A 13863-nucleotide genomic window follows, 5' to 3' on the forward strand; every position below is an offset into this window, starting at 1 on the left:
GCCCGTCAACTAATCCCTCAGCCGGATGATTCGCAAGTGTGACCTATGTTTCGAGAAGTCAGCGCATTCAGGGATTGTCCGTTGAATGCCTCGCCAGATGTTGACTACTGGCGGCCCACCTGATGTGGGGATGGCGAAGCGTGTATCAAGATTTCAAAGGTTGAGACGTGACAAAAGCGGGAGGGCGAGTTCAAGAACCGGCGTTCCTTCTCCTTCTGGCAGTGACGGCCACGCTGTTTCTCCGCCCGGCAGAAATCTTTGAAGCGCTCGATGGATTGCCAATCTATGAAGCCCTGATTGGCGGCTGTCTGGTGTTTTCATTTCCTGCACTTCAGGCCAAATTTGGCTGGCCGACGCTGAAATATCAACCTGTCATTCTCTGTGTCCTGGCATTACTTGTGGCGATTGCCCTGTCCCATGCCTCACATGCTTATGTGGGGGGACTGGTCGAATCCTCTACGGCTTTTGCCAAAGTGCTGGTGTACTTTGCCCTGCTGGTAGTGAATGTGAATAGCGCCCCTCGTTTGCGGGCATTCCTTTTGACGGTCACATCTTGTGCGGTGATCGCCGTCGCGATGTGTGTGGCGGACTTCCATGGACTGGTGGACTTCACCTTTGTGGAACATCTCGCCGACTTTGACGGTGTGGATGACGAAGGCGAAGTCTCTCTTGTCCTGCGAATGCGGGGGCTGGGGATTTTTCAGGATCCTAACGATCTGGCGATGCTGATTGTGGCAGCCGGTGTGCTATCGACGTATTTCCTGACCTCGAAGCCTTTTGGCCCCCTGCGATTTGGCTGGCTGGGCGCGATCGTGGTCTTGATGATCGGTTTGGTCGATACCCGCTCGCGAGGCGGCCTGCTGGCTGCTGCTGCTGCCGTCATGACGCTGGCCGTGTTTCGTGGCGGGATCAAGATGGCGGTTTTGCTGGGAGTGCTGGGACTGTGTGCCTTGCCGGTGGTGGGAGGACGTCAGGCGAATCTCGATTTGAATGACAGCACGGGGGGCGAACGAGTCCAGTTGTGGCGCGATGGCTTTGATGCTCTCAAATCGAGCGATCTTCTCTTTGGAATTGGGTATGGCGGGTATCCCGACGTCGCTGGGCTGGTAGCCCATAACTCGTTTATTCACGCTTATGTCGAGCTGGGAATCTTTGGAGGGACGCTGTTCTTTGGAGCGTTTTTCTTCGCGTTTGTGCAGCTGTATCGCATGGGTTTCCGCCAGTATCCCCACTTCGACAAAGAAGCATTGCGGTTCAGGCCCTATCTGGGAGCACTTCTGGCGGGGTGGTGTACTTCGATGTTTTCGCTCTCCCGTTGTTATGTCGTGCCCACTTACATGGTGCTGGGACTAGCGGCGGCTTATCTGCATCTGGCCGCCAGATCGTCATCGCAGCCGGCGCCGCTGGTGGTCTGGAATCTGCCACAGGCTCTGCGACTGACGATGGCCAGTGGTGCTGTTTTCGTGGGTTTGTATCTCTTCACGGTGATCTTTGCCTGAAGGATGTTTGCCTGGTTCTGGTCTTCTAACTCTGGGAAGCGATCCCTTGTCGATCACTCAATCCATTCCTGAATTCCCCCCGAGCCGTGTCTGCGGTGGAGCCGATGCCTCGACATGCCGTCAGTCAAAAAACGGACTTCACCTCACCTGGCACCGCCGCCAGACATTCCCCGAAGCGCTGGCTCAATGGCAGGAGTTGGAAACCCGGCTGGGATGGCAGGGATTGACCTCATCCACCGCCTGGACATGTGCCTGGCTGAAGCATTATGGCGACCGGCTTTCGCCAGAAATTGTCATTGCGGAAGATAACGGGATTGTTCAGGGCGCTCTGCTGGTGGTGACCAGTGAGCTGCAGTATGAAGGCCCCATTCGATTACGCACGCTGCATCTGGGAACGGCGGGGGAAACCGATACCGATAGCGTCGTGGTGGAATACAACACGGTCTGCGTGGCTGAGCCTTACCGCCAACACTTTTTGAATCAGGTTGTCGCTGTTCTTTCCCAAAGATCCGGCTGGGACGAACTCCGGCTGGATGGTTTTACATCACACGATCTGGACTCTGTTCTCAAAAGTTTTCCGCAATTTCTCTTGCGGCAGCGACCTTGCTATCAGACGCAATTTAATCCCGAAGAGGCTCCTGAAACGATCATTGAGCAGTTGACGGCTCAATCCCGACGTGCCATACGACGCAACCTCAGGCTCTATGAGGGAGCTTCCACAGAATGGGCCACCACGGTCGAACATGCCCAAGATATTTTCGACGATCTTATTCGGCTCCATCAGGCACGCTGGATCGCTGAAGGGCGGCCGGGGGCCTATGCCAGTGAGCCGTTTACTCAATTTCATCGCCATCTGCTGGATGAACTGGTGCCAGCGGGCAAGGCCGTCTTCGTACGGATCAGGCAGGGTGGTGAAGTCGTCGGGTGCAGTCATCTGCTGATTGATCGGGGCCGCGGCCTGCTTTACCAAAGCGGGCATGCTCCTCATGAATCACAGCGCAGTCCGGGGATGCTGACCGACTGGCTGACACTTCTGGCCTGTAAAGAACATGGCCTGGAGGCGTTCGATTTTATGGCTGGCGAAACATACCACAAGCGCCGCCTGACATTACACACTGGTGAGCTTGTCTGGGGTCGCTGGATCAGGCCGTCCTGGAAGCGAACCGTGATTGAACGGCTCCGTGAGGTTAAGCAATTTTCCAGACAGTGGGTGTCTCAGTTTCAGCGACATGTTCAATCATCAGTAACTTCCACAGAAATATCGCCATCGGCCGCAGAATCAACGCCGAAGGAAAAGAAGGCCAGCGAATGACGATCAGCACTTTCCCGACAGCATTCCATCCTTTAACCGCACTTCCTTGCCTGGCTCCGCCTGGGTACAGGCCACTGGGTTCGCCACAGACGTCACCAATGGCTCTGTCCCCGACGCCAACTGCAGCGACGCCAACTGCAGAGATGCCAGTCGCAGCGATGTCGGTTGCTGTGGAAAGACCGAAGAGTGCTTACCCGTCGGTTATCCGTGAAGTGGATTCCAATGAAAGCAACACAAGAGAAGAAGCCCATCGACCACTGCGCGTCTGTCATGTCAGTCTGACACTTAAGACGGGCGGGCTGGAACGTTTACTGGTTGATTTCGCCCGTAAGTACGACAGCAGTCGCGTTGAACTGACCTTCCTGGCCATGAGTGAGATTGGCCCGTTTGCTGAGAAGATCCGCGAGGCGGGATGTGACGTTCATCAACTGCAAACACGCGGACGATGGAACCAGTTTCGCGAAATGAGTGCGTTCTTCCAGTCGAAACAATTCGACGTCATCCACACGCACAATACCTACCCGCATCTCTACGCTTCTCTGGCGGCTCGCTGGTCGGGAGTGCCAGTGATCATCAACACCCGGCATGGTCAGCGGCTGGGTCACAACTGGCGGGCGAATCTTCAATATCGTCTGACATCCCATCTGGTGGATCGCATTGTGGCGGTATCAGACGATGCCGCCAGACTCTGCATTCGCGAAGACCGTTTGCCAACTGGCATTGTGACCCGGATCTGGAACGGGATTGATCCGGAGCAATTCGGCTGGCAAGGTTCGTCACAAGAGATGGTGGCGATTACCGTCAGCCGACTGTCGGCAGAAAAAGACCTGGGGACGATGCTCCGAGCCGTGCGGCTGGTCTGTGACAAGTATCCCGAGTTTCGATTGGTCATTGTGGGGGAGGGAGCAGAACGCAAACCTTGGGAAGCACTGGCGGCTGAGTTGGATCTGACGGGAAATGTCCGCTTTCTGGGCGAGCGGCACGATGTTCCTGAATTGTTGGGGCAAGCTGGTTTCTTTGTCAGTTCCTCCTTGAGTGAAGGAATCTCGCTGACACTGCTGGAAGCAATGGCTGTGGGATTGCCTGTCGTTGCGACATCAGTTGGGGGGAATCCGGAAATCATTCTTGAAGGCGTGACCGGACTATTGGCGCCGGCAGCGAATGTCACCGCACTGGCTCAGGCGATGTTGAGCATGTGTGAACTCCGGAACGAGTGGATGGCGATGGGGACAGCCGGCCGTGAGCGCGTGAATGAATTCTTCCAGATCGACCGCATGATCGATGATTACACCGGGCTGTATGAGCTGATCGTTCAGGCAAAGGGGGAGAGCGGAAAAGCAGGGAAGCGGAAAAGCGAAGAAGAGGGAATGCGAAGAGGTTAAGAGGTGAGGAAGCTGACAACTGACAGCTGACAAAAAACAAACACGTGCCAATCGGTTTCGTCTCTTGCAGGAAAAGCAGTGCCATCCATGTACCAGACTCTCTATCGTCATCTGCTGCTTCCGGTGTTTGATGGGGCGATTAAACGTCGCAACACCATGAAATACTGGGCGCAGGCGGAAACCACGCAATGGCACTCCCGAGCCGAACTGGAGAGGCAGCAGCTTGTTGACCTGCGTCGCTTACTGAGCGCCGCGCAAAAGACATCGCCCTATTATCAGCAGCTTTTCAAGTTGCATGACATTGACGCAGAGTCGATACGCTCACTGGCAGACTTTCAGAAAATCCCGCTGTTGCATCGCGAGACGATTCACCAGCATCGCTTAAAGCTGCGCAGCACGACCGAGATGCCACGGATCACGAAAAGTACCGGTGGGTCGAGCGGCGAACCGTTGCATTTTGAACTCAGCGCCGACAGCAATGATCGTCGTGTGGCGATGACGCATCGGGGTTATGGCTGGGCGCAGGCGGCTCCGGGTTCCCGCCAGCTTTATATCTGGGGAACTCCCCCTTCGCGTCTGGCGGCCTGGAAGCGATGGAAGATGTCGCTGCATCATGCTTTTGATCATCAACTCGTGTTGAGCTGCTTTGAATTCACTCCGGAAATGATGCACCGCCAGCTTCAGCGATTGAATGCCTGGCGTCCGGAAGTGATTGTCGCTTACACCAATGCGGCTTACGAATTCGCCTGTTTTATTGAACGGGAAGGGCTTTCAGTCTGGAAGCCCCAATCGATTGTGGTCGGGGCGGAGAAACTGCATGACTTCCAGCGAACTAAACTGGAAGCGGTGTTCGGTGCTCCGGTCTTTGAAACCTATGGCTCGCGCGAATTCATGCTGATCGGAGCCGAATGCGAAAAGCACGAAGGACTTCATTTGAGCATGGAAAACCTGCTCGTTGAAGTGCTCGATGATGAGGGGAACCCCACGCCAGATGGAGAAGTGGGGAACGTCGTTATTACTGACCTTTTCAATGATGCCTTGCCGTTCATTCGCTATGTCAATGGTGACCGCGCTGTGGCTGGCTTTACGGAGTGTTCGTGTGGTCGGGGATTGCCACTGTTGCGGAAAGTGACCGGCCGCCAACTGGATGTCTTATCCACTCCTGATGGCCGTAAAGTCCCTGGCGAATTCTTCCCTCATCTGTTGAAAGACTATCGGTCGATCCGCCGTTTTCAGGTGATTCAATCGGAACTCAGCGAGATTGTCATCCGCATGGTGGTTCATGGTGGTATGACGCTAACCGATGAAGAAAACCTGCTGCGCGACCTGCATGAAGGTGTTGGCCCTGTCGTGCGAATCAAGCTGGAAGTGGTGAATGACATTCCTCTGACCAAGGCAGGGAAACTGAAAGTGGTCGTCAACCATCTCGCTCACACTGTGGCCGAGCCTGTTGCTGAATCTGTGGCCAAATCTGCGGCCGAATCGGTGGCCGATGGGGAAGGAGCGACCTCATGTCCGTCACGATGAATTTCCCATCGAACCTGAATCACCAGTCTGTCAGTAACGGATCTGTCAAAAAATCGGCACAGGCAGCCCACGAGGTCTTGCCAGAATGCCGGGTGCAGAGATTCCCCCTGGAGCAGGTGCTGGCGGAACCCCGGCTGGTTGCTCAATGGGAGGATCTGCTGAGCAGGTCTGATAATGCCTATGCCGTGCTTCATCCGCAGCATGTGGCGGCAGAGTGGAAGTTCTGGGGACAAAAACCCACCAGTGCTGATTGGGAACCACAGGTCTTCATTTTCAGTTCCGGCGAAGACTGGGAAAGCCTTGCGATCCTTTTGCCCAAGCAAGTCACGGCTCGTCGACTGACCCATTTACCAATTCCGTTGACGATGACTGGTTGGCATCTGGTCGGGGGGAGCTTACTTCAATCAAACGCTCATCACTCTGAATCTCACGAAGCGAACAGGCGGTGTCGGCAGCTGTTTGCAGCGATTTTATCGCATTTGCAGCAAACACGCGGAGGCTTCCTGCAAATTGAAGATCTGGATGTCGACACGCTTCTTTACGGGGCGGTTCAGTCCATGAGTGGCCCGGATTATCACGTCGTGGTTCCTTATGGATATCGCCCGCGACGACGCATTGAACTGACTGGAGGAGCCGCAGCCTATTGGAGCAAGTTCTCCAGCAAGACGCGTAACGGCTTCAAACGCAAACAAAAGAAGTGCGGCTCCCGCAAGCTGGAGTGCATCACCGATCGTCGCGATGTTCCCCGCTTTCTGGAAGCCGCTTCAGAAATTTCCCGCCATACGTGGCAGACTCATGAACTGGGTTTGCGGATACGCAACGATCAACGGGATCGCGAACTGATGACGGCTATGGCCGACGCGGGGATGTTTCGCTCGTACTTGTGGTCGCTCGATGATCGACCAGTCGCGTTCCTTGTCGGGAATCAGGCTGGTGAGACGTTCCACTATGAAGAGGTGGGGTTCCATGAAGATTTTGGAGACTATTCCCCCGGGCTGCTCATGCTGATTGACGTTCTGGAAGACATGCTGCTGGTGAATACTCCCCGGTGGTTTGACTTTGGAGGAGGAGAGGCCGAGTACAAACGAATCTTCGGCACGTCAGAAAGCCGTAGCGGAACCAGTTGGATCGTGCCAAATCAGAGTGTGGCGTCGGCCCTGTTCGGAAGTGCCTGCCTGATGAATCACGCCCGGAGATACGGGGCTGCACTGCGAGATGGCTATACCCGCTGGAAACGTGAACGGACATTGAGGTTGCAAAAAGTCGACACAGCGGACGGTAAACCTCCGACATCCGATCAAATCGCAAGCTAGGTTTGCCTGTGACGATTAAATCCGTCTCTCCCTGTGGGAGACGGTGGCTGCAGGCCGGATCAGGGGGATTGCTTTGGATGAGGGAGTGAAGGTTGCTTGTGGAAACGCTGGTGATTGATCAGGCCCTCACCTGTGATTGATCGCCTTCACCCCGGGCCTCTCCCTGAGGAAGAGGGAGTTTGAATCAAATTGCAATATTTTTCCCAGGGCGTTCGTGTTGCAGCGAATGGCCTGACTTGTGGTTTCTCCACCCTTTGCTGCGGGCCGTAGCAAGGACAATGGCGGCATGAGAGTCCTGTTTTTCTCACACAATTTTCCGAACCCGTGGAATCCGGGACTGGGAACGTTCAACCGCACGATGTTAGCGGGATTGAGTGATCAGTCGAGGACAGCGTCCGCGTCGGTCGAACAATTATCCCGCCAACATCAAGTTCGTGTCGTTTGTCCCGTCCCCTGGAATCAGTGGTATCGGGGTATTCTTCCGGGTGGTCGGCCTCAAATTTCGCCCAGCCAGTTCTGTGCAGTCCCTGGGGTGGAAACGACTTATCTCCCTTTTTTTTATCCGCCAAAAATTTTGCGATCACAGTATCACCAGTGCCTCTCGTGGTCGTGCCGCAAGGTGCTACCGCAGGTGATACGCGAGTTTTCGCCTGAGATTATTCTGTCTTACTGGTCTCATCCCGATGGTGCGGTGGCCAACGAATACGCCCACCGCGCGGGGATTCCTTCAGCCGTCATGACCGGGGGGAGCGATGTGCTTCTGCTGGGGCGCCGTGGCGCTCGAAGGCGGGCCATTCTCACGGCATTACATCAGGCCGACATGGTTATCACTGTCAGTCGCGATCTCTCGTGTGTTCTGATGGAAGATGGAGTTCCTCAACAGAAGCTGCATGTTGTCCGTCGCGGTGTTGACACTTCGCTCTTTTCTCCCGGTTCAAGACGTGAAGCGCGTGCCAGGCTTCAGCAACCGCAGGATGTGCCACTGCTGGTGGCTCCTGGTCGATTGGCACCGGTCAAAGGGTGGGAATATCTCTTGCGGGCTTGCCGCTCATTGGCAGATCGCGGTATGCGTTTTCGGTGTGTTTTCGTGGGAAAAGGGCCACTTCAGAAGGCTTTGGAAACCGAGGCTGCAGAGTTGCAGATTTCTCATCTGGTGACATTTGCGGGTGCCTGTTCTCAGGAAAGATTGGCAGACTGGTACCGTGTGGCTGATGCCGTGGTGCTTCCCAGCATCTCTGAAGGGGTGCCCAATGTGCTGATGGAAGCCATGGCCTGTGGAGCGAACTTTGTCGCCAGTGAAGTGGGCGGCATTCCGGAAATCGCTGATCCCCATCGGGATCGTCTGGTGCCTCCGGCACAACCTCTCTCATTGGCCAACGCCATCGAAGACCTGCTCAATCATGCGAAAGCCGCGGATGTCGAGTCTGACATTCCGCGTCGCTGGCGGCCTCTTTCGCTGGAGGAATCGACCTGCCGCCTGGAGCAAACACTCCAGGCGTGCATCGAGCGATTTCACACTCATGATGGTTGTGTGCGTGGCATGGTTGACGACGAATTACAACAACTGCTGCGCACGAGCGAAACGTCCATCGCGGATGAATACGCCTATCTTTCACTGGGCATTGCAGGAGGTCTGCGATGAACCCTGTGAAACAAATTGTCAAAATGGTGATGACGCAGTTTTCTTCGCCCGAAGACTGGCTGGTGAAAGCGCGCGCTGATGCCAATCAGTTTGCCTGGACGTTCGACGACGGCCCGGATCCGATTCACACGCCGTTCGTTCTGGATGCTCTCCATCAAGTGGGAGCACGGGCCACATTCTTTGTGGTCGGAGAACGTGCCGCCCGGTATCCCGATCTGGTGCGACGGATCGTGGCCGAGGGGCATGAATTGGGAAACCATACCTGGACACACAGCGAACCGGCCCAGACTTCGACACAGAAGTTTCTGGATGAAGTCGAGCAGACTCAAGACTGGCTGGAGCGATTGACACGGGTTCGTCCCCGCTGGATGCGTCCTCCCAAAGGTGCGCTGACGATCGGCAAATGGCGAGGATTGGTGCAAAAGCAACTTTCCATCGCCTTATGGTCGCTCGATCCCAAAGACTGGCGGATGATCTCTGCTGATGAGCTTGTCAGTTGGAGCGAAGCCACGATGCCCCGCCGGGGAGATGTGGTGCTGCTGCATGATGTCCATCGCTTTGCCGGGATTGCTGTCCGTTTGTGGGCACGCGAAGGCTGGTACCGCGAATGGGAAGCGGTGACGCTCAGTCAACTTGTGCCGCGAACAAATTCTCCGCGACAGACAGAATCTGAGTTCTATGAAAATCAGCAACAACCAGAGACCGACTCTCGCCCCTTCATTCCTGCATCGACAGACAATCTGATCCTTCAGACTGTCAGTCTGGATGAAATCCCCGTCAGCAGTTTTGGGGGGCGTGAGCCTGCCGAGCAACCTGCACGTCGGGCGTCTCATCAGCGACTGGTGGAGGAGCAGATCGCCATCGACATGTTCGACTCATCCCCCCTTGATCCGGAGAAGATCCAGTGGTGACGGCCGCTCGCCCTGTACCTGAATGGTTACAATCGCTGGCTGAACCTCCGCGTTTTGCGGCGGGTTATGGCATTCAGCGCACATCGCTGACATCGCCAGAAGAAAAGAGTGTCCGGCCACGAGTTCTGCTGGTGGCGTACAGTTTTCCTCCAGTCGGTGGCGCGGGAGTCCAGCGGCCCGCCAAGTGGGTGAAGTATCTCGATCAATTGGGTTGGGAGGTCACCGTATTGACGGTGGAAAATCCTTCAGTTCCTCTGCTTGATGAGAGTCTTCTCTCAGAGATTCCTCGCCATATCCGCGTCATCAAAGCCAAGACATTCGAGCCAGGATACCGTTTCAAACAAGCAGTCACGGGTTCGGCAAAAACAGCGGCACCTTCGCGAGGCAACATGCTTCGCCGTCTCTTTCATGGTGCCATTGCCCCCGTGGTTTCTCTGGCAAAAAAAATGGCCAGATCGGCTGCCACGACGTTGCTACAACCTGATGCCCAGCGTCTGTGGTTGCCTTCTGCCTGGAAAGCCGCTTGTCAGACTCTCAGCGTGTTACCACATGATGCCATTCTGGTGACAGCCCCACCCTATTCCAGTTTTCTGCTGGGCAGGCGACTGAAGGCGCGATTCGGCATTCCGCTCGTGCTGGATTACCGCGATGAATGGGATCTGAGCAGCAAATACCTGGAAAATTCGGGCGGTCACTGGTTCAGTCACACGATTCAGGAACGGATGCAACGGGGCGTTCTGCGAGCAGCCGACGCGGTCATCGCCACGACTAAAGCGAGCAGCGAGGCTCTGAGGCAGCGATTGCACGCGCTGGGGCTTCAGACTCCTGTGGAAACCATTTACAACGGTTTTGATACCGAAGATTTTTCCACATCACCTGCTGAGTTGAAAGAACATGTCTCTGCGACTTCGGAAAGCCCTGTGGCCTTAAGAGCCTGTCCGGAAACTCACCAATCCTTCTCCGTAAGCGGCTCTCAAATCCTTCTCCCTGAGGGAGAAAGTGGCCGCAGGCAGGATGAGAGGGAGAGCATTGCCAGTGGCAACACTTGTGAATCATCGATTCTCTCACCCCAGCTTTCTCCTGCAAGCGGGAGAGGGTGTAATCTCGGACAGGCATTCAAGCGATTCCGCCTGGTCTATACGGGGACACTCTGGAACCTCACCGATATCAGCCCGGTCGTGCAGGCCATTCAGGAACTCGGGCGACAGTCACCCGAGTTAATGCCCTGGCTGGAGTTCGTCGTCATTGGTCGCAAAACACCTGACCAGTTGCGTGTCCTTCAGGAACTGGAGGCGTTGCCTTGCCACGTTTCATTGAGGGACTATTGTCCGCACGAGCAGGTTCTGGATGAACAATCGCGGGCCGACAGCCTGCTGCTGCTCTTGAGCGATGTTCCCGGAGCCGAACGTGTTGTTCCCGCAAAGCTCTTTGAATACCTTGCCACGCGCAAAGAAATTCTGGCGGTGATACCGAACGGTGAGACTGCCGACATCATTCAAGAGTTTCATCCCGAGGGACACTTTGTTCCTGGGGATCGCGTTGGGATTGCCCAATGGCTGGGCGAACATCTGTCGCGCATCCAGTTTGAAACGTCAGAGCAGAGTGAGCCATCACAGGCTACAGCTTTATCAGTTGATGACCCGTTACAACGTTTCAGTCGTCGGTCACAGACCATACAACTGGCCGAACTTCTGTCTCGCGTGGCCTTCGCTTCCTCACGAGGTGCCTCATGAGTTCGCTGATTTTGACGATCTTGTTCTGGAGCAGCATGGCGTTACTGGCATACATCTATGCTGGTTATCCGCTGTTCATTGCCCTGTGCGCCAGGTGGAAGAACCGTCGTTCACGACTTCTTTCAGCCGCTCAGACAACTGAAGTCTCGCGTACTGTCACGGTCTTGCTGGCGGCCCATCATGAACCGACCACATTGCCACTCAAGATCCGCAATCTGCTGGAGTCCCGCACCTCGGGGCCGATCGTGCAGATTCTGGTGGGATTGGATGGAGCCGACGAAGCGACACAGGCTGCTCTCAATGAAATTCAGGATCCACTGCTTCATGTGGTGCCGTTTTTTGAGCGTCGCGGGAAACCCTCAGTGCTGAATGATCTGGCCCGGCTAGCGACCGGCGAGATCCTGTTGTTTGTGGATGCCCGGCAGACGTTTGAACCAGACACCATCGAAAAACTGTTGCGACGTTTTGATGATCCACAGGTTGTGGTTGTTTCGGGAGAGTTGAAGTTTCGTTCTTCCGGCGAGGAAACCACCGCCAGCGAAGGGGTCGGTTTCTATTGGAAATATGAAAAGTTCATCCGCCGGCAAGAGAGTGCGTTTCGTGGTGTCCCCGGAGCCACGGGAGCGTGTTACGCCCTGCGTCGGTCAGCTTTTCAAGCGATTCCTCCCGAGACGATCCTTGATGATGTGCTCATTCCCATGCAGGCTGTGATGCAGGGTGGCCGCTGTGTGTTTGAAGCCAATGCCACTGCCTGGGACACCCCCGCCAAGACCACACACCATGAATCGACAAGGAAACGTCGAACCATTGCCGGGAACGTGCAACTGGTGGTCTTGCGACCAGAGTTGATTCTTCCCTGGCGCAATCCTCTGTGGTTTGAATTCGTCTCTCATAAGTTACTGCGACTTGCCAGTCCCTGGCTGTTGTTGATCGCGATGACAACCAATCTGTTGCTGGCGATTGAGCAGCCGCTCTATGCGTGGATCTTTGCAGCTCAGATGCTGGCCTGGCTGCTGGCTTTGGCAGGAGCCATGGCGCAGACATGGGGTGGGCAGCTTCGTTATTGCGCTCCGTTCCTGATGTTCGCCACACTTAACTGGACAACGCTGCTGGCGGAATGGGATGCGTTACGCAATCGCTATCAGGTGACGTGGAAGAGAGTGGGGTAGCGCAAGATGCTTCTGGAATCTCTGGCAACCGGTGCATTGGCGATGACCGCCGCCGCCTCGATGGTGGGTTATCGTCGTGCGAAAAACATCGGCCTGACCAACTGGTTACCCGCTTATCTGCTTAACCATCAGACGCCGGTGATTCATCCTGATGAGCCGATCGATCTGTTTCTTTCCGTGTGTGATCATTACGAGCCACAATGGGGCCGGCCGAGCGTGAGTGATGCTTTGTCGCGAGTTCATCACTGGGTCGAGCGGTATCCACAGCTTTTTAGCCAGTTTACTGATGCTGATGGCGTGGCGCCTCAGCACACATTCTTTTTTCCGCAGGATGAATATCGACCGGAATATCTCGATGCTCTGGCTCCTTTGTGCCATCAGGGGTTTGGCGATGTCGATGTGCATCTCCATCACGATCATGACACGCCGGACGGATTGCGAGAAAAATTGAATTCGTTCCGGGAGAGTCTGGAGCATGAGCACGGGCTTCTCCGCAAAGATCCCGACACTGGCCGGACGGTCTATGGGTTTATCCATGGCAACTGGTGTCTTAATAACAGTCGACGCGATGGCCGCTGGTGCGGGGTGGATCATGAGACCCCCATCCTGCTGGAAACCGGTTGTTATGCCGACTTCACCATGCCCAGTGCACCGAGTGATACGCAAACGAAGACGATCAACAGCATTTATCATGCAGTCGACCGACCGGGACGCAATTCCCACAATACGGGCACGCGTGCGGCTGTCGGGAGACCCTCACCAGAGAACAGCCTGCTGATGATTCAGGGGCCGCTGGTGCCGGATTTTTCCCGCGCCAGATTCGGTGTCATCCCCAAGATCGAAAATGGAGATGTTCTCTCCAGTCATGCTCCGTCGATCCGTCGATTGCCGCAATGGATGAAGGCAGGAGTGACGATTGAAGGGAAGCCCAACTGGCGATTCATCAAGCTTCATACTCATGGTTGTAAGCCGGTGAATCTGGAAATGTGGCTTAGCGAAAAGGTGGTGCAGTTTCATACTGACCTGGCACGGTACTGTCAGAAAAATCCGCAAGTTCAATTGCACTATGTGACGGCCTGGGAGATGGCCTTGCTGGTGCGAATTGCCCAGAAGCATCCCGAATGGACGAGTACCGAACAAATTCGGGAAATGCGGACACTGGCACGCGGCAAGAAAAAGCCTGCATTCACCGAACATGAAGCTGTCGGGTACGAAATGGCTGGACAGACGCAGGGACGTTGCTGTGCCGATAGACATGCGCTGTCTGGGCCATGATCGAGTGGCATCTCAGGGGGACTTTTCCAGTGGGATTTTTCCAGGGGGGCGGCTTTGATCAGCCAATGGCGCCATCAGTGAAGCTTATGACACTGAGGCA

General features: G+C 55.4%; 10 protein-coding genes. All 10 read left to right on the forward strand.

The annotated features are described in order from the left end of the window. The first annotated feature begins 167 nt into the window (after nucleotides 1–167). The 10 genes from SH287x_RS15115 (at nucleotide 168) to SH287x_RS15160 (ending at nucleotide 13763) form a co-directional block, all read left to right on the forward strand. Nucleotides 168–1499, forward strand: coding sequence for an O-antigen ligase family protein (locus SH287x_RS15115; RefSeq protein ID WP_479515200.1), 1332 nt, complete (start codon nucleotides 168–170; stop codon nucleotides 1497–1499). 46 nt (nucleotides 1500–1545) lie between these two features. Next, on the forward strand, nucleotides 1546–2811 hold the full coding sequence (locus SH287x_RS15120; protein WP_479515201.1) for a GNAT family N-acetyltransferase: 1266 nt from the start codon (nucleotides 1546–1548) through the stop codon (nucleotides 2809–2811). Further along, the gene (locus SH287x_RS15125) at nucleotides 2808–4193 is read left to right on the forward strand and encodes a glycosyltransferase (protein WP_479515202.1); all 1386 of its coding nucleotides are present in this window, start codon (nucleotides 2808–2810) and stop codon (nucleotides 4191–4193) included. The genes SH287x_RS15120 and SH287x_RS15125 overlap by 4 nt, the downstream gene beginning before the upstream one ends. A gap of 87 nt (nucleotides 4194–4280) precedes the next feature. Next, complete coding sequence (locus tag SH287x_RS15130) at nucleotides 4281–5720, forward strand: phenylacetate--CoA ligase family protein (protein WP_479515203.1); 1440 nt, start codon at nucleotides 4281–4283, stop codon at nucleotides 5718–5720. Continuing rightward, the gene (locus SH287x_RS15135) at nucleotides 5705–7033 is read left to right on the forward strand and encodes a GNAT family N-acetyltransferase (protein WP_479515204.1); all 1329 of its coding nucleotides are present in this window, start codon (nucleotides 5705–5707) and stop codon (nucleotides 7031–7033) included. Before SH287x_RS15130 ends, SH287x_RS15135 begins: the two co-directional genes overlap by 16 nt. A gap of 286 nt (nucleotides 7034–7319) precedes the next feature. After that, nucleotides 7320–8675, forward strand: coding sequence for a glycosyltransferase (locus SH287x_RS15140; RefSeq protein ID WP_479515205.1), 1356 nt, complete (start codon nucleotides 7320–7322; stop codon nucleotides 8673–8675). Then, nucleotides 8672–9586, forward strand: coding sequence for a polysaccharide deacetylase family protein (locus SH287x_RS15145; protein ID WP_479515206.1), 915 nt, complete (start codon nucleotides 8672–8674; stop codon nucleotides 9584–9586). Before SH287x_RS15140 ends, SH287x_RS15145 begins: the two co-directional genes overlap by 4 nt. Continuing rightward, complete coding sequence (locus SH287x_RS15150; protein ID WP_479515207.1) at nucleotides 9583–11319, forward strand: glycosyltransferase; 1737 nt, start codon at nucleotides 9583–9585, stop codon at nucleotides 11317–11319. Before SH287x_RS15145 ends, SH287x_RS15150 begins: the two co-directional genes overlap by 4 nt. Beyond that, on the forward strand, nucleotides 11316–12488 hold the full coding sequence (locus SH287x_RS15155) for a glycosyltransferase (RefSeq protein ID WP_479515208.1): 1173 nt from the start codon (nucleotides 11316–11318) through the stop codon (nucleotides 12486–12488). The genes SH287x_RS15150 and SH287x_RS15155 overlap by 4 nt, the downstream gene beginning before the upstream one ends. Nucleotides 12489–12494: 6 nt before the next feature. Beyond that, nucleotides 12495–13763, forward strand: a complete 1269-nt coding sequence (locus SH287x_RS15160) for a hypothetical protein (RefSeq protein ID WP_479515209.1) — start codon at nucleotides 12495–12497, stop codon at nucleotides 13761–13763. The last annotated feature ends 100 nt before the right edge of the window (nucleotides 13764–13863 follow it).

The organism is Planctopirus sp. SH287, assembly GCF_056500625.1.

Bases quoted from the DNA above. Each gene is read 5' to 3' on its own strand.
- SH287x_RS15145 (WP_479515206.1), top strand. From the start codon at position 8,672: ATGAACCCTGTGAAACAAATTGTCAAAATGGTGATGACGCAGTTTTCT.
- SH287x_RS15160 (WP_479515209.1), top strand. From the start codon at position 12,495: ATGCTTCTGGAATCTCTGGCAACCGGTGCATTGGCGATGACCGCCGCC.
- SH287x_RS15130 (WP_479515203.1), top strand. From the start codon at position 4,281: ATGTACCAGACTCTCTATCGTCATCTGCTGCTTCCGGTGTTTGATGGG.
- SH287x_RS15140 (WP_479515205.1), top strand. From the start codon at position 7,320: ATGAGAGTCCTGTTTTTCTCACACAATTTTCCGAACCCGTGGAATCCG.
- SH287x_RS15125 (WP_479515202.1), top strand. From the start codon at position 2,808: ATGACGATCAGCACTTTCCCGACAGCATTCCATCCTTTAACCGCACTT.
- SH287x_RS15135 (WP_479515204.1), top strand. From the start codon at position 5,705: ATGTCCGTCACGATGAATTTCCCATCGAACCTGAATCACCAGTCTGTC.
- SH287x_RS15155 (WP_479515208.1), top strand. From the start codon at position 11,316: ATGAGTTCGCTGATTTTGACGATCTTGTTCTGGAGCAGCATGGCGTTA.